Raw genomic sequence first — 20,262 nt, forward strand, 5'->3', positions numbered from 1 at the left:
CACTGTGATTCCTCTTAAGCAGTGCGATGAATTAAAGCGGCTCTGAGAATTCTGTAAGGTTTTGTGTCGCGTCGTAAGCTTTGCTTTTCTCAATGCCTGCTCTCTTTTGATATTCGCGATCAGGAAGCCCCCTCGCCGCTCGCGAATAGAGACGATGCAAATGCCACGGGCGCGTTGGCGCATCGACCGAAAAGGTCAATTGATCAGTGTAGCCGGCTAAATTAGTCGTCTTGGTTCGGGCGAAGCGGTAAATTTTATTCTCTTGCGTAATACCGTTTTCGTCATAGTTGATCGCAGAAGCGCTTACACGTAGCAGCTTATACCCCAGCCTGAGCTCCAAGGTGCCTTTTAAGGCTAGTTCCTGTCGGTCAACCATCAAAACATTGGAACGCTCACAGCTCAGTTCCTTTCCGGCTATAGCAAGAATGACGACATCACCAATGTTGCAGGCAACCTCTTTCATTCCTTCATCTGCGGTATAAGACAGCATTCTACCGTCCCGCAGCGGGATCGTGCACAAGCCTTCTTCGCAAACAAAGGCTTCCTCAGCTGATATTGGGCTCTGTTTTTTTACCACCTGCGGCGGAATAAACTCTTTAATCAGATAGGCCGTCTGCCAGTTTTGCGCAGTAAATTTTGGAGGCCTGCTACGGTTGACCGCAAAATTTCCATCGGGCAGCCGAACAGCCACAAATTTCGCATCTTCACTCACAAGAACATCTGGCAGCGGTGTTCTTATAAATATGGCAAGTCCGATCACTACGAACGGTAACGCCAACCATCGCATCCTTGTTGTAAACACAACCGCTATAACAAGCGCCAGTGTCCAGAGAATAAGCGTGCTTGCTGGCATAACACCCGGATTACCATCTGGCGAAAAGCTGGCGACAAAACTTGCAATATGTCTCACCAGTAAAACGCCAAAGCCCATAATCTGCAATGGTAGCCAATCGAGATGCAGCGGCATCAATAACAGGCTCAACACTGCGAATGGCATAACCAATATAGAGATAACGGGTAGCGCCAATACGTTGCCAACGAGTCCAAACGGAGCCGTATTATTGAAATGATAGGCTGCAAAAATTCCGCTGGCCACACCGGCAACAATAGACGTCGCTCCCGTCGCGACAGCTGGTATAAGCATTTTTGAAACGATCCCGCGCGGCTTGGCGCGACGATCTTCAATCGCTGTTTGTTTACGAGATTTCCTATCGCTCCACCAAGCAAATGCTGCAATCAGGCCTGCGGTGGCTGAAAACGACATTTGAAAGCTTGGCCCCAGAATTTCATGCGGGGAGATTGCAATCATTGCCACTGAGGCAATCGCCAAATTGCGCATACTGATCGCCGCACGGTCCGCCAACAACGCGCAGAGCATCACAACAATCATCACATAGCTTCGTTGTGCAGCGACGTCAGCACCTGACATTGCCAGATAGAACGTGCAGCTTAGAAGCGAGAGAAATGCAGCGATTTTTTTGACCGGATATCTGGCACTAAACGCTGGCGCGAGTGCGAATATTGATCGCAATGACATCATCACGACACCCGCAGCCAACACCATATGTAAACCGGAAATGGACAAGATATGCGCGAGACCCGCTTTGCGCAGATCCTCATTTGTTTCTTCACTTATCCCCGCTCGTTCTCCGGCGATCAGCGCGGCAGCAACACTCCCATCCTCGCCTGAAAGCACTTCCGCAATACGTTCAGAAACATGCACCCGTAATTGGGCGATAGCGCCCGAAATTTTAGCAAATATCTCACTTGGCGCTGGCACATCAGCGACTTTCGGTGTTCCCAAAAAGAAGCCATTCGCTCCTATCCCTCCGAAATAAGCATGAAAGGCAAAGTCGTAGTTTCCTGGTCGAACAGGGCCAGAAGGTACACGCAAGCGAGCGAAACCAGTCAAGCCGCTGCCAATTTCCGTTTTGGCTGGTATATCACGCGCGGTAATCCGGATGCGTTGCGGCGAATAGCGAAGTTTGGGTCTTTGCGTTTCAAGCAATTCGAGCGTCACACGCCAACTGCCGTTATCGCGATATTCTAAGCCGACAACTCTGCCAGTGATACGCGTTGCGACCTCAGAACCTAACAATTGCGTACTTCGTCGTTCAGTCTCGAACTTTCCCGCAACTATCCCCAATAATACCGCCAACACGAGTGTTACTGCTTGTGATACGAGGAAATATTTTCGGAATAAAAACCGTATTAAACAAACAGCCACAATAACAGACAAAATGGGCAACCATTCAGGCTCATAAGAGAGCGTGAAATAGACGACAGCTCCCAAACCCATAAAAACGGGAAAAAGAAGAAAAAATATTCCGCGCCCTATTTCACGACTGAGCGCTGCAATGAAAAGCTGACGTGAACTACTCGGCAGTTCCCGCACACGCTCGAAAGGTGTCAGTTTCCTTCCCGGTAAAGCGACGGGATAAATGTCAGCTCGTTCGTTTGGTAACCACGGTTCGGGAAGCAAGGCACGCGCAAGACCTTCAGGCATGTCTTTGACAAATGCCCGCTCGCTGACCTCTTGTCTTTCCCTTATGCCCGTCATGCCCCCGCTTGACTGCAAAAGTGCCCGCGCTTCATCTAAAGAAGCACGTCCCAACGGTGCGAAAGAATTGGGAAACGCTTGCACACCGTGCTGCCTATGCTACATGAACCACAATCAAAATCGAGAGGGTTCTCGCAATGAGAGTCCTTATCGCCCGTGGACTGTGAGAAAACGGGCACTACATATTCAAAATTCTGCCTCGCGCTCGGCTTCCTGCCGCAATTCAACGAGGCTCTGACACAGTGGAGCTGTTATGTCGAAACCGGTCGTCACCCGTTTTGCCCCTTCGCCCACGGGTTATCTGCATATTGGCGGAGCCCGCACGGCTCTTTTCAACTGGCTCTATGCGAAGCATACGGGCGGCAAGATGCTGCTACGCATCGAAGATACAGATCGTGAGCGTTCTTCCGAAGCAGCCACCGCCGCCATTCTTGATGGCCTGACCTGGCTTGGTCTGGATTGGGACGGTGAACCAATTTCACAGTTCAAGCGCGCACCGCGTCACCGCGAAGTAGCAGAAGAACTCGTTGCGACCGGCAAAGCTTACTATTGTTACGCAACACCCGAAGAACTTGAAGACATGCGCGAAAAAGCACGCGCTGAAGGCCGTCCACCACGCTATGATGGCCGCTGGCGCGATCGTGATCCATCGGAAGCACCTGCAGGCGTAAAGCCAGTTATCCGAATTAAAGCCCCTCGCGATGGTGAAACCGTCGTTCGCGACGCGGTGCAGGGCGATGTCCGCTTCCCAAACAAGGATCTCGATGATTTCATCATTCTTCGTTCCGATGGCAACCCAACCTATATGCACGCGGTTGTCGTTGACGATCACGATATGGGCGTTACGCACATCATCCGCGGTGATGACCACCTGACAAATGCTGCCCGCCAGACCGTGATTTATGACGGTATGGGCTGGGAAGTCCCGCAGATGTCGCACATTCCGCTCATTCATGGTGCGGATGGCGCCAAGCTTTCGAAGCGTCATGGTGCACTTGGCGTCGATGCTTATCGCGCGATGGGCTACCTGCCGGAAGCACTGCGTAACTATCTCGTTCGCCTTGGCTGGAGCCACGGCGACGATGAAATCATGTCGACCGAGCAGATGATTGAATGGTTCGACGTGACCGACATCAATAAGGGTGCTGCGCGTTTTGACTTCCAGAAGCTGGAAGCCATCAACGGCGTTTATATGCGCGCCAGCGATGATAAGGCTCTGTTTGACGCATTGATCGCTGTACTGCCTGAAATCGAAGGTGGCAAAGAACTGGAAGCGTCGCTTGACGAAAAGGGACGTGCACAGCTTCTGACAGCCATGCCGGGTCTGAAAGATCGTGCGAAGACACTGGTCGAGCTCGCAGATGGCGCGAAGTTTATTTTCGCCAAGCGTCCTCTTGCATTTGACGAAAAAGCGGCATCCCTGCTCAATGATGAAGGTCGTGAAATTCTTAAAGGTGTCCTACCGCATCTAGAATCAGTCGGCGAATGGACTGTTGAAGCGCTCGATGCAGCGGTTCGGGCACACGCAGAAACTATTGGCCTCAAACTTGGGAAGGTTGCGCAACCATTGCGCGCAGCGCTCACTGGCCGTGCGACATCTCCGGGTGTATTCGATGTTCTGTTCGTGCTTGGTCGCGAAGAGTCGCTTGCACGTGTAAAAGATCAAATCGTTTGAACTGTTAGCATTCACGCTGACGTGACAAAACTGGCTTAATTAGACCAAAATACGCATTGCATCGCGAAATCATTGGGATAGTTTGGCGGTCGAAATCGTTTGGATAATGCGTTGAAAAATCGGTTTCGCGCGAAAGTGCGAAACCTGTAGAAGTTGAGAAGACAAGTTATAGAGACGATTAAAATTTCAGCTGCCATGGGCAGCAAAAGTGGACACGAAAGGAAACACGATGTCAGATAAGACAGCTAGCTTTACCCTCGACGGCAAAACGTTCGACCTGCCTGTACGACAAGGCACTGTCGGGCCGGACGTCGTTGACATCGGTCCACTTTACAAGAATGCGAATGCCTTCACCTACGATCCAGGTTTCACCTCGACTGCTTCTTGCGAATCCAAGATCACCTATATCGATGGTGATGAAGGTGTGCTGCTCTATCGTGGCTATCCGATTGATCAGCTTGCTGAACATGGTGACTTCCTCGAAACTTGCTATCTGCTGCTTTACGGCGAACTGCCAACAGCGACCCAGAAGGCTGATTTCGATTATCGCGTGACACGTCACACGATGGTGCACGAGCAGATGACGAAGTTCTTTAGCGGCTTCCGTCGTGACGCGCATCCAATGGCGGTTATCGTGGGCTGCGTGGGCGCAATGTCGGCGTTCTATCACGACTCGACCGATATCACCGATCCGCATCAGCGCATGGTTGCTTCGATCCGCCTGATCGCAAAGGTGCCTACCCTTGCTGCAATGGCCTATAAGTACCACATCGGCCAGCCGTTCATGTATCCGAAGAACGACCTCGATTTCGCAGCAAACTTCCTGCATATGTGCTTTGCAGTGCCTTGCGACGATTACAAGGTCAATCCGGTTCTCGCTCGCGCTATGGACCGCATCTTCATCCTGCACGCCGATCACGAACAAAACGCATCGACCTCGACCGTTCGTCTTGCTGGTTCGTCGGGTGCAAATCCATTTGCATGTATCGCTGCTGGTGTTGCTTGCCTTTGGGGACCTGCACATGGCGGTGCGAATGAAGCAGCGCTCAACATGCTTGCTGAAATCGGCTCTGTTGACCGCATTCCAGAATTCATCGCACGCGCTAAGGACAAGAACGACCCGTTCCGTCTGATGGGCTTCGGTCATCGCGTTTACAAGAATTACGATCCACGCGCTAAGATCATGCAGAAGACCTGCCATGAAGTTCTTGGCGAACTCGGCATCAAGGACGATCCGCTTCTTGATGTTGCGCTGGAACTGGAACGCATTGCTCTGACCGATGAATATTTCATCGAGAAGAAGCTCTATCCAAACATCGACTTCTACTCGGGCATTACGCTGAAGGCACTCGGTTTCCCAACCGAAATGTTCACTGTTCTGTTCGCACTCGCACGCACCGTCGGCTGGGTCGCGCAGTGGAAGGAAATGATCGAAGATCCTCAGCAGAAGATCGGCCGTCCGCGCCAGCTTTACACAGGTGCGCCAGAACGCGACTACGTACCAACTGCAAAGCGCAAGTAATCATTGTACAAAAGAAAACCCCGGCAAATCGCCGGGGTTTTTGTTTGTCTTAATTTTAATAACTCAACGTTTCCTGCCGTTTTCAGCCAAATCAAGCAATACCTTCGCACCGATCTCGCCAGAAGGCCGTTCGGTCGCCATAATCGACGTCACCTTATCAAACCCATCAATCTGAGCCTGTCGCGATGCACTCTTTTGCATGAGCTGTTCAATGTAGCGCGCCAGATTACCCGGCCTCACGGATTCGTTGAAAAACTCAGGCACAACTGGCGCATCAGCAATGATATTTGGAAGAGCGGCACTCCAGATTGTAATTTTAGATGCCAAGAACTGCCGCACAAACCAGTCAGCCTTATAAGACAGAACTGTCGGAATATGAGACAGAGCCAGCTCTAGCGAAACTGTACCGGACGCAGCCAGCGCTGCATCGGCGCGTGCAAAAGCATCCCACTTGGCTTCATCACCAGTGACGATAAGCGGCTTGACTGGCCAATCCTTAGAAAGCTCACGCACCATTTCTTCAATGCGTGGCAACGTTGGCAAAATAATTTCAAGCTTTTCGATACGTGTAGAAAGTTCTGCAACTGCTTTGCCAAATGGCTCCATCAGCATTTCAACTTCACCACGGCGCGAACCAGGCATCAGCAATAAACACCGTGAATCGTCACTCCAGCGATTCACCTCGAGTGTACGCTGCGCTGCCTGCACCTTTAAAATAGGCGCGTAACTACTCAACCGATGGCCAACATAAGTCGATTGCGGACCATTAAGCCGCTTCATGACCTCAACTTCGAACGGCAAAATCGTCAACACGTGATCGACATAAGCACGCATCGCTTTTGCACGTTGCGGACGCCATGCCCAAACACTGGGCGCGATATATTTGACAATCGGGATAGATGGATCGGCAGCACGTATTTTCTTTGCTACGCGATGTGTAAATTCCGGGCTGTCGATCAACAAAACGCAATCAGGCTTCTCTGCAATAATCCGCTTTGCGGTTTGCCGAATGCGGAGCAGAAGTCCCGGAAGATTTTTTAAAATCGCACCGAGGCCCATAAGTGCGATCTCATGAGGATCGAAAAATGTCTTTAGGCCGCGCTCGCCCAAATGCTCGCCACCAACGCCAATGATATCGACAAGCTTGTCCGTCTGTCTGCGCAGAGCATCAACGAGATCAGCACCAAGAAGGTCGCCGGACTCTTCTCCGGCCACGATTGCTATTTTCAATGGCCGGCTGGTTTTACTCACCCTGTCGTGTCCTTTGTGCTTCGACTAATCGTTTCGATAAAGAGGCCTTTTTCATTGGCTGCAGCCATGGTTTCACCAAGACCCAGAATGAAGGTTCGGCCTGCTTCAATCACAATTCCCGAAAGTCCTGCCCTCGCTGCATTCTCAACCGTTGATACGCCGATAGCCGGCAAATCAGCCCGCTCATCTTGCCGTGGCTTCGCCATTTTAACAAGCACGCCGCCGCGTTTAGAGATACGTCCCGCCTGACGAAGTTCACGCACGCGCTCGATCATCTGATCGGTACCTTCGGCACCTTCGAGAGCCACGACACGTCCACCGGCAGCAATTGCGCCCTGCCCGACATCTAATTCACCAAGGCGAAGTGCTGCTTCCATCGCAAGCGCTATATTTCTCCGCTCGCGAGCGTCAGGCGTGATACGCGTAATGTTGCGCGGCGGTATCGGTGACAACAATTCCGGCACAACTTCGTGTGCGCCGACCATGCTGAAACCATAGCGCTCAAGCAAACGCATGAAAGCGCGCAACAACGCATCATCGCCCTGTCCCAGAGCAACGAGCACATAACGCATCGCTCTTATCGTTGGCAAATTCAGCTTCAAATCGCTCAGATGTGGGCGGTTGCGAAGTCCGCCTGCGAGTACGACCTGGCTTACGCCAGCAGTTCGCATCGCACGAATAAGCATGCCAAAATCAACCGCAGCGATTTCCTGATGTTCATACTCGTACAGCGAGGCATCAGCTTCGCCACGCAGTGGAAGCAGAAAAGGCGGATTTCCATCCGCCTTTAAAGCTTCAGCCACTTTGATTGGCAAAAGACCGTTACCAGCAATGATGGCAGTGCGCTTACTCGTTATAGGACCAGCCCCGCTATCAATCGTCGTCACCGTCATTCATGGCTCCGCCTATGGATGAACCCAGCGGTGGCGTGCAATAAGCGCGCTTATTTTCCACCATGATGAAAGAAATAAGATCTGCCACGCCATCCGAATCAGGAAACGCGTTCAACACATCCTGTGCGCGCTCACGCACCGGTTTGCTGCGATCAAACAGCATATGTACGGCATGGCGCAGATTATGGATGTCTTTGCGCTGCATACCGGAACGCTTCATGCCGATAATATTCAGACCGCCAAGATAAGCGTGATTACCAATTGCGCTTCCGTAAGGAATGAGATCATGCGCGAGAGCGGCCATACCGCCAACAAAAGCATGATGGCCAACGCGCGTAAACTGGTGAACAGCAGAACCGCCACCAAGAATAGCATGGTGACCGATTTCGACGTGACCGCCGATCATGACATTGTTTGCAAACGTAACGTGATCACCCACATCGCAATCATGTGCAACATGCGCATAAGCGAGAAACTGGCAGTTATTGCCAACGCTTGTGAAACCACGGCTGCTATCCGAACCGCGATGCATGGTGACGCCTTCGCGCACGAGGCAATTATCACCAACAACAAGCGTGGTTGGCCCACCCTTGTGCTTACCGTTCTGCGGGTCGCAACCCAGAACTGCATGCGGATAGACCTTGGCATTCGCACCAAGACGCACAGCATCACTAATAACAACATGGCTCATCAGTTCAGAGTTATCGCCAATAACGGCGCCAGTCTGAACATGACAAAAAGGGCCGACGGAAACGCCCTGCCCCAGTTCCACACCCTGCTCAACCAGAGCTGTAGGATGGATGAAAGTTTCTTTCATTGAGGTACTCATGCCTTTTCTTCAGCTACGCCAACCATTGCGGCGACTTCAGCTTCGGCAACCTTTACGCCATCAACTTGAGCTACGCACTCAAATTTAGAGATATTTCCGCGCTGTTTGATCTTCTTCACGTGAAGGTGAAGCTGATCGCCAGGAACAACCGGGCGGCGGAACTTCGCTTTGTCAATTGTCATGAAATAAACAAGGCTAGGCTTATCGGAACCGTTTTTAAGAACCGTAATAGCACCAGCTGTTTGCGCCATAGCTTCAATAATCAAAACGCCCGGCATAATCGGCTTATCTGGAAAATGACCCGTAAAATGCGGTTCATTCATCGTGACATTCTTGATGCCAGTTGCAGACTGATCACCATCAATATCGATGATACGGTCGATCAGCAAAAATGGATAACGATGTGGGAGCGCGCCCATAATAGTCTGAATGTCTGCAGTTTCCAGCTTCTGGTTAGCTTCACTCATCAGAGGATTGCTCCTTTCTTGGTTTCCCGATGCTCCGGATATTCGCGATATCGCGGAACCATTGTTTAATAGGTCGAGCGGGGACGCCGCCCCAACGCTCGCCATCGGGTATGTCATTCATTACGCCGCTTCCAGCAGCAATCTGCACACGCGATCCGATGACCACATGATCGGCAAGCCCTACACTACCGCCGATCATCGTCTGATCGCCGATAACAACACTTCCCGAAATGCCGCAAAGTGCGGCCACAACGCAAAAGCGACCAAATCGAACATTATGTCCAATCTGCACGAGGTTATCGATCTTGGTGCCTTCGCCGATAAAAGTGTCGCTTAAAGCGCCACGATCAATCGTTGTGTTTGCACCAATCTCAACATCATCCTGAAGAATAACACGGCCAAGCTGCGGTACTTTTTCAAGGCCACGTGGACCCGGAACATAACCAAAGCCGTCCTGCCCGATACGAACACCGGGATGAAGCGAGACACGATTGCCGATCATGGCAAATTGGACAGCCACGCCCGGAGCGATATAGCTATCGCGACCAATCTGGCAGCCGGCACCAATAACAGCAGTTGCCGCGATCAGCGTGCCAGAACCGATGGTTACATCTTTGCCAATCGAAGCACCGGCTTCAATTGTCACGCCATCTTCAATTTTAGCTGAAGGATGAATGAAAGCAGCTGGTGAAATACCTGTTTCACCAAGCCAGCTTTGCGGACGTACAGAAATAGGAAACAGCATCCGGCCAACGGATGAAAAGTCACGCTGTGGATACTTTGTTACGAGAACAGCAACATCGGAAGGAACGCTATCAGCAACATCTTCTGAGCACAAAACAGCGGCGGCTTTTTTGCCTGCCAGTGTTGCAGCATTCTTTTTACCATCGACGAAAACGAGCGCGTCCGCACTTGCATCATTGATCGAAGACAAGCGAGCAACAGCACGCGGTGCAAGCTTCGGGTTACGAAGGCTTGCACCGGTGAAATCTGCTATATCGCCGATCGTGAGTTCACGAGAAGGCTTGAAGAAAATTGGATCTGCCATCTAAGCACTTTCTTGCCCGGGGCATGTCTGCCCCGGGAAAAGGCAAATCTATTAGAACTTGGTCGAAACGCCGAAGTTGAAATTCTGAACCTTATCGGAATCAGCCTTCGAAACAGGAAGCGCATAATCAAAGCGCAGAGGACCAAATGGCGACGCCCACATCAGGCTGACACCGACAGAAGAACGGATCTTCTTGTCGTCGCCCGAAATATCTGGCGTGTTGTTACCATAAAGTGTTGCGGCGTCTGCAAAGAATGCACCACGGATGCCAAGGCTATCTGGAACGAGTGGCATTGGGAACTGCACTTCAGCTGTCGCATTGAAGTACGTTGTACCACCAAGCCAATAACGGTTGCCGTTAGTTCCGTTAGCATCCTGATAAGGACCAATGCCGTTGAACTTGAAGCCGCGGATCATATCAGAGTTGTTCTTGAACAAATCAAAGATACGGACACCATCATTGCCAAATTCGTGGATATAACCACCACCTACACCCAGCATACCGACGATATCGGCTTCCTGAGCAAGAGTCTGGTAGTAGTTACCCTTGAAAGTCGTCTTGATGTACTTTGCGTCGCCACCGAGACCAGCAAATTCCTGATTGAACTTCGCATAAATACCATCATGCGGGTTCTTCATATCATCGATGGAATTATAGGTCAGCGAGTAGCTGATTGAAGAACGAATCCAAGGACTATGATCAGCAGCTTCAATCAGTGCTGGCGCATAGTAATCACTTAGAACGTTACCGTCGTTATCCGTGTAAAGCTTATACTTTTCCTGCACGAGGTTGTACGCCAGACCAGCCGAGAAGTTATCGGTGATCGGCAGGCCGAAACGAATCGTTCCACCTGTCTGCTCAACATCGTAACGACCACCACTGCTGACGCGGTATGAACGACGGAATACGTCGAAACCGGCCGACATGCGATAACCGAGGAAATAAGGCTCAGTGAACGAAAGCGCGTAGTTACGCATTTCATCCTGACCAGCACCCGCGCTGATACGAACGAACTGGCCACGACCGAGGAAGTTACGCTCGGTAATCGCAGCTTCAACCTGCGCACCTGGCGAATCACCACCTGTTGTATAGCCACCACCGATGGAGAATTCACCGGTCGACTTTTCGACGACATCAACAATCAGAACAACCTGATCAGGCTCTGCACCCGGAGCGGTCGAAACGTTGACTGTCTGGAAGAAATCAAGCGCTTCAAGACGACGCTTTGCGCGCTGAACCATGACCTGATTGAAGGCATCGCCTTCATTCATGTCGAATTCGCGACGAATGACGTAATCACGAGTCTTGTCGTTGCCGCGGATCTCAATGCGCTCAACATAAGCGCGCGGACCCTGATCAACGCTATAAACAACCGAGATCGTGTTGTTCTCAAAATTGCGATCGCCGCGTGGCTCAACCTTCGCGAAAGCATAACCGCTGCCAGCGACGTTTTCAGTAATCGCAGTCACTGAGTCTTCGACTTCCTTAGCGCTGTAAGCCTTGCCGGAGCGGGTCTTTACGAGGCCATTGAGTGCCTGCGTATCAACACCTTCAACGGTGCTTTCAACCGAAACGTCACCAAAGTTATAACGATTACCTTCATCAACATTGATGGTGATCGTGTATTCATTGGTCGAAGGATCAAGCGTCGCATTGGAAGACAACACGCGGAAATCGGCATAACCACGGTTATAATAGAAACGACGCAGTGCTTCTTCGTCAGCCTGCAAACGGCCTTCGTCGTAAACGTCATTACGGGTCAACCACGACAGCGGGTTCGAACGCTTAGTGGAAATAACATCGCGCAGACGGCGCGAACCGTAAGCATTGTTACCGACAAAATTAATGTCAGCGATCTTAGTGCGGCCACCTTCAGTGATCTCGTAGACCACGTTGACGCGACCCTGACCGAGATCAACGGTACGTGCATTCACGATCGCATCGCTGCGTCCGATATGCGCATAGGCACCCTTGATGGCTTCCTTATCGGCTTCCATGGTTGCAGCATCATAAGGCGAACGCGCCTTGAGCTGAACTGCACGCGCCAGATCGGGATCCTTGATCTTCTTGTTGCCCTGGAACAGGACGTTATTGACGACCGAGCGCTCATCAACATGAACAACGAGCGTGCTGCCGGACTGGTTGATGCGAACATCAGAGAACAGGCCCATGGCATAAAGACGCTTTACAGCTTCATCAATGTCATTGGCGTTGAAAGCTTTGCCCGGCTGAATGCCGATATTATCACGGACCGTCTGCGCATCAACACGCGCGTTGCCGCGCACTTCAATGCGATTGACAACAGCAGCATGAGCAGCAGTGACCGATGCAAGAGAAAGCGCAGCCGAACCTGAAGCTACCAGAGCAACTGACATGGCGAGCGCTGAAGCGGCACCAAAGAATTTAGAACTTGCCGTCATGGGCTTTCCGAACCTTCGTTTTTTCTGTCCCCGGGGCGAATTTCCCAGAAATGCACGTACAGATACAACCGTAATAGCCGGTTTTTCTATACAAGCAAGCGTCGCGGTTAAAATCTGTTTACTTAAGCAACCAGCGTGGCATCCATGCCACGCGATTTAATACTTATGGTAAACAAAACACTACGCTTTTCCAGTCCTCACTCCAAAACTTCATTTCTGATTAACACCTCTACACAGCTTTTGGCCAGTGAGGTGCTTATGCGGTAGAGAGCCTCGCCAAATTCACAGCGCGACCCAGTTTCCCGTCAAATATCCGGGAAGTGATCTAGCAGGCAAAGAGGTCGTTGAAAAGTACAAACCCCATAAAACCCATAACTACGAGGAAGCCTACGCGATAAAAAAGTTCCTGCGCGCGAACCGACACCGGACTGCCCTTAATTGCTTCCACAGCATAGAAAACGAGATGCCCACCATCGAGCGGTGGCAGCGGAAACAGGTTCAAAAGCCCGATACCAATGGAAAGCATGGCTGTCAGCTGGATAAGCCAGTCAAAACCCTGACTTGCAGCCTTACCCGCCATATTAGCGATCTTTACCGGACCACCAAGCTGACACTTGTCTTCACGGCCAACAGCGAAGCGCTGAAAAAACTCACCCGTGCGACTGATAATATGTCCGGTTTCTACAATTGCCTGTCCCACTGATTCGAGGGGACCATATTCAATACGGCGAAAATTGCCGACCGCTTGCGTGGTTTCAACACCGATAGCGCCCATCTTAACATTGTTGCCAAGCGGGTCTGTGCGTTCAACAAGCGCAGGCGTTGCTTTCAGGTCCACCATCTTGCCATTGCGTTCGACGGTGAAATCCAGCTCATCACCGGAGCGACCAGACACAATCCGCTGCACGTCGGAAAAAGTCGTGACCTTCTGGCCTTCAACGCTGATAAAACGGTCGCCCGGCTCAAAACCTGCCGCAGCCGCAGGACTGTTTGGCTGCACGCCCGCGACTAGCGGATCAGCAATTTGTCGGCCATACATCGCGAAAAACACGCTGAAGATGACAACGGTAAGAATAATGTTGAATGCAGGGCCTGCGAAAACGGTCGCGGCACGCTTCCAGACAGGTTGTCCAGGAAACGCCCTGCTCTGCTCATCTGGCGAAAGCTTGGAAACATCCACACCAACCGGAGAACTCGTGGCGTCTTCATCGCCGATGAATTTCACGTAGCCACCGAGAGGAATCGCCGATAACTTCCAGCGGGTGCCATGCTTATCGGTAAAGCCGATAAGTTCGGGGCCAAAGCCAATGGAAAACGCACTCGCGCCAATGCCGCACCAGCGACCGACGAGATAATGCCCCATTTCATGCACAAAAACGACGACCGTCAGCACAAACAGAAATGGAATTATGGTTCCCACAAGCAGACTTTCGCTGCCGATAAAAAAGGCGAGAGCCTCCTGCAAATTACCACTCCTACAAATTTACTCGCGGTCAGAAACTAAAAAAGATAGCTGATGGCACATCTGGCTCGGCCATGATGGCTCCAAAAAGATATAAGAGAGCTGCGGCCGCAACCAAACCATCGACACGATCCAGCACTCCGCCATGTCCCGGCAAGAGACGACCCGAATCCTTAGCGCCAAACTGTCGCTTTACCCACGATTCTGCCAGATCACCGATCTGGGAAATGATGGACAACAACAATGCCAATAATGGCACAATCCAGCTGCCCGGCGCTGCAACAAGCGATGCAACCAGAATGCCGCCCGCAACGGCTGCTGCTGCTCCACCAAGCGCACCAGACCATGTCTTATTCGGCGAAAACCGTGGTGCAAGCTTAGGACCGCCCAAAGCGCGCCCATTGAAATAGGCTGCAATGTCGGTCGACCAGACCACGGCGAAGAGGAAACAGATAGCTGTGAAGCCAAACGGTTCATCGCCGCGCAACAGCGAAAGTGAGATTGCAGAAAAGCCAGCATAGAAAAGGCCAGTTGCAGGCCATCCGCGACCATTCTTCCACTGTGTAATCAGCAGAACAATCGTCCCAAATGCCAAAACGCCAATAGTCAGCAAGGCACCGCGATCAAGAATCAGAAGAACCGACGTGATTATCAACCAGCCCCAGCCAAACAGGCGGGAAAACGTTGTCTGCTTCGTCGCACTCAACTCGGTCCACTCGTAAAACATCGCGAGGCCAATAGCGATTGCAAACAGGGTGAAACCCAGCCCGCCAACCCAAGTCAGCCAAAGAGCAACAGTTCCAAGAACAATCGCGGTCAGAATACGAGTTTGCAGATTTGACATTGATACCTTTCGATATAGCGGGCAAGCCGCATCACACAGCTGCACCATTGGTCGAAGGGCATGCATATTCTTCGGATTGATCCAATACGTCTACGCCACCAAAACGACGTTCGCGCTGGCGAAAGACCTCATATGCCGCATCAAGATCAGCTGGCCTGAAGTCCGGCCAGTGCCCTGGCACAAAGAGGAACTCGGCATAAGCCGCCTGCCAGAGCAGAAAATTCGATAAACGCATCTCGCCGCTGGTGCGGATGATCAAATCAGGATCAGGAATGCCAGCTGTATCAAGATTTGCAGAAATCAATTCAGCTGAAATAGATGATGGATCAAGCAGTCCCGCAGCGACATCGCGCGCAAGACTTTTGACCGCTCTGGTAATCTCATCACGAGAGCCATAATTGAAGGCGATGATCAGATTGAGGCCTGTATTCTGGCGGGTGAGCGACTCTGCCTCGCCAAGCAAGCCGCAAATATCTGCCGCCAATCCTTCGCGTTCGCCAATAATCCGTACACGGACATTGTTGCGATGAAGTTCAGCCAGATCGCGCCGTATGAAGAGCTTCAGCAATCCCATGAGATCGCCAACTTCACCGCTGGGACGTGACCAGTTTTCGGACGAAAATGCAAATAGCGTGAGATAGCCAAGGCAGCGATCACCCGCGCCCCTTACCGTTTCACGCAAAGCTTCGACGCCGGCCCTGTGGCCAGCGCTACGCGGCAAACCACGCGCCTTAGCCCAACGGCCATTACCATCCATGATAATGGCTATGTGGCGCGGATCAGACATGTCGAAGCTCCCCTTGATGGAAAATCATGTCAGGCCTAAACCTGCATGATTTCTCCTTCTTTGACCGAAACGATCTTGTCCATTTCTGCAATGGTATCGTCAGTCAGCTTCTGTACTTTTTCCGAGAAGCCACGGCTATCATCCTGACTGATGTCGCCGTCTTTTTCGAGCTTCTTCAACGTATCCATACCGTCACGGCGAACGTGACGCGCAGAAATACGGCCCTGCTCCGCATATTGATGAGCGATCTTGACCAGCTCCTTACGGCGCTGTTCGTTCAGCTCTGGAAGCGGAATGCGCAACGTCATGCCATCGGTAATTGGATTGAGACCAAGACCGGAATCACGAATCGCACGCTCGACCGCGCCAACCATTGTCTTGTCCCATACAGAGACCGACAACATGCGCGATTCAGGTACAGTGATATTCGCAACCTGATTGATCGGCATTTCCGAACCATAGGCCGTAATCGTGATTGGTTCGAGCAAGCTTGCAGAAGCGCGGCCCGTACGCAGACCACCAAGGTCGTGCTTAAGGGAACTGATCGCGCCTTCCATGCGTCGCTTCAGGTCGTTGATGTCGAAAACATCGCTCATGCAAATTCTCCTTCAGTGCTTGGCAAAATCAACGATCATTTATCGGAAACGATCGTGCAGCGTCCTTTGCCTTGCAGAATTTCGGCCAAACCGCCGCTTTCATGGATAGAATAGACTATTATCGGAATGTTGTTCTCACGCGCAAGGGCAACTGCCGTGGTATCCATGACAGCCAGTCCACGATCCAGAACTTCCTTATGGGTAAGCGTATCAAAACGGGTCGCTGTCGGATCTTTCTTCGGATCGGCGGTGTAAATACCGTCAACCTGTGTACCCTTCAGAAGAGCATCCGCTCCAACTTCCGCCGCGCGCAGTGCAGCAGCAGAATCGGTCGTAAAGAACGGGTTACCCGTGCCGCCTGCGAAGATCACAACCTTGCCCTCATCCATATAAGCAGTTGCCTGCCGCTGAGAGAAACTCTCGCAGATTTCAGGCATTGCTATAGCAGAGAGAACAACGGCGTCCACGCCAATCTTGTGCAATGAGGTACGCAGCGCCAGTGAGTTAATTATCGTGGCAAGCATGCCCATATGATCGCCAATCACACGGTCGCCACCCTTGGATGCGACGGCCACACCGCGGAAAATATTGCCGCCACCGATGACAACGCCAACTTCAACACCAAGTGCACGTGCCTGCTTAATGTCATTGGCAATACGGTCGGCAACCGAAACATCAATGCCAAACCCCTGACTGCCCATCAATGCCTCGCCTGAGGCTTTCAGAAGAACGCGTTTGTAGGCGGACTTAACGGACATGGAGTGTTCTCCGCAGATAGTGATCAATGAATAATAGACGTTGCGATACACGAAGGGCACCGCGTTGTCACGCGATGCCCTTCATAATCAAAAGCCTTTTGAGCATTTCCAGCAAAAGTAATTTGGACTTTTGCGCGGGTGAATGCGGCAGAAAAATCTTAAAGCGCATTCTGAAAAGAGCGCGCTGAAAGATTATTAGCCCTTGGCAGCAGCAGCAACTTCAGCAGCGAAGTCGCTTTCTTCTTTTTCGATGCCTTCACCGAGAGCGATACGTGCAAAGCCAGTGATCTTTGCAGGCGCGCCGATCGACTTTTCAGCTTCTTTAAGAGCAGCTTCAACAGTCAGATCAGGATTAATAACGAAAGCCTGCGAAAGAAGAACAACTTCTTCGTAGAACTTGCGCATGCGGCCTTCGATCATCTTTTCGATGATTGCATCTGGCTTGCCCGATTCACGGGCCTGCTCGATGAAGATTGCCTTTTCGCGTTCAGCAGCAGCTGGATCAACGTCAGCAGCAGTCAGAGCGAGCGGGTTGATAGCAGCAACGTGCATTGCAACCTGACGACCAAATGCGGCAGCAGCTTCTACGTCGCCATCGGTTTCGATTGCAACGAGAACGCCGAGCTTGCCGAGGCCATCTGCAACGCCGTTGTGAACGTAAGTAGCAACTGTACCCTTGGAAACTTCAAGAGCTGCCGAACGACGGAAGCTGATGTTTTCACCAATGGTTGCAACTGCGTCTTTTGCAGCCTGCGTAACAGTCTTACCGTCGATGTTTGCTTCAGCAACAGCTTCCGACGAACCATCGGTGGTGACTGCTGCGTTTGCGATCTGACGAACGAGATCCTGGAAAGCGTCGTTACGTGCAACGAAGTCGGTTTCGGAGTTAACTTCAACAACAACAGCCTTGTTGCCGGAAGCCACAACGCCAACCAGACCTTCAGCAGCCGTACGGCCAGCCTTCTTGTCAGCTTTAGCCATGCCCTTAGCGCGCAGGTAATCAACAGCGGCTTCGATGTCGCCATTGGTTTCAGCAAGCGCTGCCTTGCAGTCCATCATGCCTGCGCCGGTCAGTTCGCGGAGTTCTTTAACCTGTGATGCGGAAATGCTCATTGTGTCGCCTTTCACGAAAGCGAAGGCACACCGGATGGGTGTGCCAACTTTTAACCGACGCTGATTGCATCGGAATGAATGAAGTTATCCACCCGTCATGTGACGGATGGATGAAAATCATAAGCGCTGATTATGCGCTTGCAGCCGGAGCTTCGAGAGCTGGCTCAACAGGAGCTTCAACCTGCGCACCAACGTCGATGCCCATAGCGCCCTGCTGACGTGCAATGCCGTCAAGAGCAGCACGAGCGATCAGATCGCAATAAAGCGAAATAGCGCGAGCAGCATCGTCGTTGCCTGGAATTGGGAAGTCGATCTGATCTGGGTTACAGTTCGAATCGATAATCGCAACAACTGGAATGCCAAGACGCTTGGCTTCCTGAATAGCAATTGCTTCCTTGTTGGTATCAACGATGAACATAAGATCAGGAACCGAACCCATGTCCTTGATGCCGCCGAGAGCGCGATCAAGCTTTTCGCGTTCGCGTTCGAGAGTCAGGCGTTCCTTCTTCGAGTAACCCTGAGCGTCGCCAGCGAGAATTTCGTCGAGCTTGCGCAGACGCTGGATCGAGTTCGAAATCGTCTTCCAGTTGGTCATCATGCCGCCGAGCCAGCGTGCATTGACATAATACTGAGCCGAACGTGTTGCAGCATCAGCAATAATGTCAGAAGCCTGACGCTTCGTACCAACGAACAGAACGCGACCACCGCGAGCAACAGTGTCTGAAACGAGCTTCAGAGCATTGTGCAGCAGAGGAACGGTCTGGGACAGATCGAGAATGTGGATGTTGTTGCGTGCGCCATAGATGAATGGGGCCATCTTTGGGTTCCAGCGGTGAGTCTGGTGACCGAAGTGAACACCAGCTTCAAGAAGCTGACGCATGCTGAATTCTGGCAATGCCATGTGTATTTTCCTTTTCCGGTTTAACCTCCACGGGCTGAGGCGATTTCTCGCCACCGGAGGCTGAGGCCGGATTTCTCCCGGCAAAAGCCCAATCCCGTGTGTGGAATAGGCGCGCTGTTAAACCAACACGCCGATAAATGCAAGTCTTGCGCCGATTTTAACGCATATAGCTTCGGCAAATGCCTCACTTGCAGTCAGCGCTTGCAGCCTTATCATCGTATAGATCGAGCTTAACCAGCTTGCCGCGCATCGAGAAATCACCATAGTCCATGGTCAGGTCGCGGGTGATGCCATTCTTATAAAGCTTGAAGTTGATGCGATAGATCGGCAGGCCATCCTGCTTTTCTTTGTCATCGAAGTAGGAAATCGTCACCGGCCAGACATTGTCCTGCGTGAACTTGCCCATAGCCTTGGTTTCGTCGTTCTTGGCTTCCTGTTCTTTGCCGACAACAACGGTGGTCGCGACAACACGATCCGCATCTTCGGAAGCATCATAAAGTGTCGTCTGATAGAATTTTTCGCCAGCTGCTGCCTTTGCAATCAACTCTTCCATATGCGTTGTCGGGAACTGCGTGGCTTTCAGATCAAGCTTATCTTCTTTGGGCTTAGACAATGCGACAACGGTTTTCCCGTCTTCGACCTTGGCATCGCCACGCACTTCCTTAACCAGCTCTTTGTCGACAAAGGTCTTATTGGCAAAGCGGAAGTCTTTTCCATCAGCACTCTCAAAGCTTGTCGTCTGCTGGTCGGTCACACGCTGTGGCTGCTCATCCATATCGATACGCGTTACAAAACGGAAATTCGTCGTATAGCCTTCACACGCAGAACCATTGAACTCATAGACCATGCGCCCTGTAAGCCCGCTGATCCCAGACTTCTCATCGGCACGATCCAATGTGAGATCATAAACGGCGCGATGCGGAATCAGCGACACTGTAGAAGCAGCATTGGCAACGCCACCCCAAACACAAACTGCCGCTCCACTCGCCGCAAACGCCATTCTCAAAAAATGCATATAAGAATCTCCCGAACTGTTGAGCAGCATGATAAAAAAACTCGTGGCGGAAGCGAGGCAAAAAACGCACCTTTCCCAAAAGCTTCACCGATTCTATCTATTACGGCACTAAGTTAGCAA

The 20,262-nt window shown here is 51.6% G+C and carries 17 protein-coding genes; 2 read left to right on the forward strand and 15 right to left on the reverse strand.

The genetic code is table 11. The features are described 5' to 3' along the window. Positions 1-31: 31 nt before the first annotated feature. A complete protein-coding gene (locus WH356_RS03655) occupies positions 32-2,560 on the reverse strand; it encodes a ComEC/Rec2 family competence protein (protein ID WP_339508832.1) in 2,529 nt (842 codons plus the stop codon). Positions 2,561-2,813: 253 nt separating this feature from the next. Here WH356_RS03655 and gltX point away from each other — a divergent pair, with 253 nt between their 5' ends. Next, entirely contained in the window at positions 2,814-4,235 is a 1,422-nt protein-coding gene (gene gltX, locus WH356_RS03660; protein WP_339508833.1) for a glutamate--tRNA ligase, read from the forward strand. A 229-nt stretch (positions 4,236-4,464) separates the two neighbouring features. Then, positions 4,465-5,757: a citrate synthase gene (gene gltA / locus WH356_RS03665; protein ID WP_339508834.1), complete on the forward strand. Its 1,293-nt coding sequence runs from the start codon at positions 4,465-4,467 to the stop codon at positions 5,755-5,757. 63 nt (positions 5,758-5,820) lie between these two features. Here the strand turns inward: gltA and lpxB are convergent, their stop codons facing one another. The 14 genes from lpxB to eipB form a co-directional block, all read right to left on the reverse strand. Continuing rightward, positions 5,821-7,008: a lipid-A-disaccharide synthase gene (gene lpxB, locus WH356_RS03670; protein ID WP_339508835.1), complete on the reverse strand. Its 1,188-nt coding sequence runs from the start codon at positions 7,006-7,008 to the stop codon at positions 5,821-5,823. Further along, the gene (locus WH356_RS03675) at positions 7,005-7,901 is read right to left on the reverse strand and encodes an LpxI family protein (RefSeq protein ID WP_339508836.1); all 897 of its coding nucleotides are present in this window, start codon (positions 7,899-7,901) and stop codon (positions 7,005-7,007) included. Before WH356_RS03675 ends, lpxB begins: the two co-directional genes overlap by 4 nt. Beyond that, positions 7,882-8,718 carry an acyl-ACP--UDP-N-acetylglucosamine O-acyltransferase gene (gene lpxA / locus WH356_RS03680; RefSeq protein WP_339508837.1) on the reverse strand — a complete coding sequence of 279 codons (837 nt, stop codon included), beginning with the start codon at positions 8,716-8,718 and terminating at the stop codon, positions 7,882-7,884. The genes WH356_RS03675 and lpxA overlap by 20 nt, the downstream gene beginning before the upstream one ends. 8 nt (positions 8,719-8,726) lie before the next feature. Next, complete coding sequence (fabZ, locus tag WH356_RS03685; protein WP_250040902.1) at positions 8,727-9,197, reverse strand: 3-hydroxyacyl-ACP dehydratase FabZ; 471 nt, start codon at positions 9,195-9,197, stop codon at positions 8,727-8,729. After that, the gene (gene lpxD, locus WH356_RS03690; protein WP_339508838.1) at positions 9,190-10,245 is read right to left on the reverse strand and encodes a UDP-3-O-(3-hydroxymyristoyl)glucosamine N-acyltransferase; all 1,056 of its coding nucleotides are present in this window, start codon (positions 10,243-10,245) and stop codon (positions 9,190-9,192) included. The genes fabZ and lpxD overlap by 8 nt, the downstream gene beginning before the upstream one ends. A gap of 51 nt (positions 10,246-10,296) precedes the next feature. Beyond that, complete coding sequence (gene bamA, locus WH356_RS03695) at positions 10,297-12,666, reverse strand: outer membrane protein assembly factor BamA (RefSeq protein ID WP_310010013.1); 2,370 nt, start codon at positions 12,664-12,666, stop codon at positions 10,297-10,299. Positions 12,667-12,991: 325 nt separating this feature from the next. Then, complete coding sequence (gene rseP / locus WH356_RS03700; protein ID WP_339508839.1) at positions 12,992-14,131, reverse strand: RIP metalloprotease RseP; 1,140 nt, start codon at positions 14,129-14,131, stop codon at positions 12,992-12,994. Between the two features lie 28 nt (positions 14,132-14,159). Then, positions 14,160-14,972: a phosphatidate cytidylyltransferase gene (locus WH356_RS03705; RefSeq protein WP_339508840.1), complete on the reverse strand. Its 813-nt coding sequence runs from the start codon at positions 14,970-14,972 to the stop codon at positions 14,160-14,162. Positions 14,973-15,003: 31 nt separating this feature from the next. Further along, positions 15,004-15,759, reverse strand: coding sequence for an isoprenyl transferase (locus WH356_RS03710; RefSeq protein WP_339508841.1), 756 nt, complete (start codon positions 15,757-15,759; stop codon positions 15,004-15,006). Positions 15,760-15,794: 35 nt separating this feature from the next. Continuing rightward, positions 15,795-16,355 (reverse strand): ribosome recycling factor, encoded by a 561-nt coding sequence (frr, locus tag WH356_RS03715; RefSeq protein ID WP_339508842.1) that lies wholly within the window; start codon positions 16,353-16,355, stop codon positions 15,795-15,797. A gap of 35 nt (positions 16,356-16,390) precedes the next feature. Next, entirely contained in the window at positions 16,391-17,113 is a 723-nt protein-coding gene (gene pyrH, locus WH356_RS03720) for a UMP kinase (RefSeq protein WP_339508843.1), read from the reverse strand. Between the two features lie 195 nt (positions 17,114-17,308). Beyond that, positions 17,309-18,226, reverse strand: a complete 918-nt coding sequence (tsf, locus tag WH356_RS03725) for a translation elongation factor Ts (protein WP_339508844.1) — start codon at positions 18,224-18,226, stop codon at positions 17,309-17,311. 130 nt (positions 18,227-18,356) lie between these two features. Beyond that, positions 18,357-19,127 (reverse strand): 30S ribosomal protein S2, encoded by a 771-nt coding sequence (rpsB, locus tag WH356_RS03730; RefSeq protein ID WP_339508845.1) that lies wholly within the window; start codon positions 19,125-19,127, stop codon positions 18,357-18,359. 184 nt (positions 19,128-19,311) lie between these two features. Continuing rightward, complete coding sequence (eipB, locus tag WH356_RS03735) at positions 19,312-20,142, reverse strand: cell envelope integrity protein EipB (RefSeq protein ID WP_339508846.1); 831 nt, start codon at positions 20,140-20,142, stop codon at positions 19,312-19,314. Positions 20,143-20,262 lie beyond the last annotated feature (120 nt).

It is taken from the genome of Ochrobactrum sp. MYb379 (assembly GCF_037479515.1).
GTDB lineage: Bacteria > Pseudomonadota > Alphaproteobacteria > Rhizobiales > Rhizobiaceae > Brucella.

Excerpts from the sequence above, each read along its gene's own strand:
- lpxA (WP_339508837.1), bottom strand. The coding sequence starts at position 8,718 with ATGAAAGAAACTTTCATCCATCCTACAGCTCTGGTTGAGCAGGGTGTG.
- fabZ (WP_250040902.1), bottom strand. The coding sequence starts at position 9,197 with ATGAGTGAAGCTAACCAGAAGCTGGAAACTGCAGACATTCAGACTATT.
- WH356_RS03655 (WP_339508832.1), bottom strand. The coding sequence starts at position 2,560 with ATGACGGGCATAAGGGAAAGACAAGAGGTCAGCGAGCGGGCATTTGTC.
- lpxD (WP_339508838.1), bottom strand. The coding sequence starts at position 10,245 with ATGGCAGATCCAATTTTCTTCAAGCCTTCTCGTGAACTCACGATCGGC.
- frr (WP_339508842.1), bottom strand. The coding sequence starts at position 16,355 with ATGAGCGATGTTTTCGACATCAACGACCTGAAGCGACGCATGGAAGGC.
- eipB (WP_339508846.1), bottom strand. The coding sequence starts at position 20,142 with ATGCATTTTTTGAGAATGGCGTTTGCGGCGAGTGGAGCGGCAGTTTGT.
- pyrH (WP_339508843.1), bottom strand. The coding sequence starts at position 17,113 with ATGTCCGTTAAGTCCGCCTACAAACGCGTTCTTCTGAAAGCCTCAGGC.
- gltA (WP_339508834.1), top strand. The coding sequence starts at position 4,465 with ATGTCAGATAAGACAGCTAGCTTTACCCTCGACGGCAAAACGTTCGAC.
- rpsB (WP_339508845.1), bottom strand. The coding sequence starts at position 19,127 with ATGGCATTGCCAGAATTCAGCATGCGTCAGCTTCTTGAAGCTGGTGTT.
- WH356_RS03705 (WP_339508840.1), bottom strand. The coding sequence starts at position 14,972 with ATGTCAAATCTGCAAACTCGTATTCTGACCGCGATTGTTCTTGGAACT.
- WH356_RS03710 (WP_339508841.1), bottom strand. The coding sequence starts at position 15,759 with ATGTCTGATCCGCGCCACATAGCCATTATCATGGATGGTAATGGCCGT.
- WH356_RS03675 (WP_339508836.1), bottom strand. The coding sequence starts at position 7,901 with ATGACGGTGACGACGATTGATAGCGGGGCTGGTCCTATAACGAGTAAG.
- tsf (WP_339508844.1), bottom strand. The coding sequence starts at position 18,226 with ATGAGCATTTCCGCATCACAGGTTAAAGAACTCCGCGAACTGACCGGC.
- gltX (WP_339508833.1), top strand. The coding sequence starts at position 2,814 with ATGTCGAAACCGGTCGTCACCCGTTTTGCCCCTTCGCCCACGGGTTAT.
- bamA (WP_310010013.1), bottom strand. The coding sequence starts at position 12,666 with ATGACGGCAAGTTCTAAATTCTTTGGTGCCGCTTCAGCGCTCGCCATG.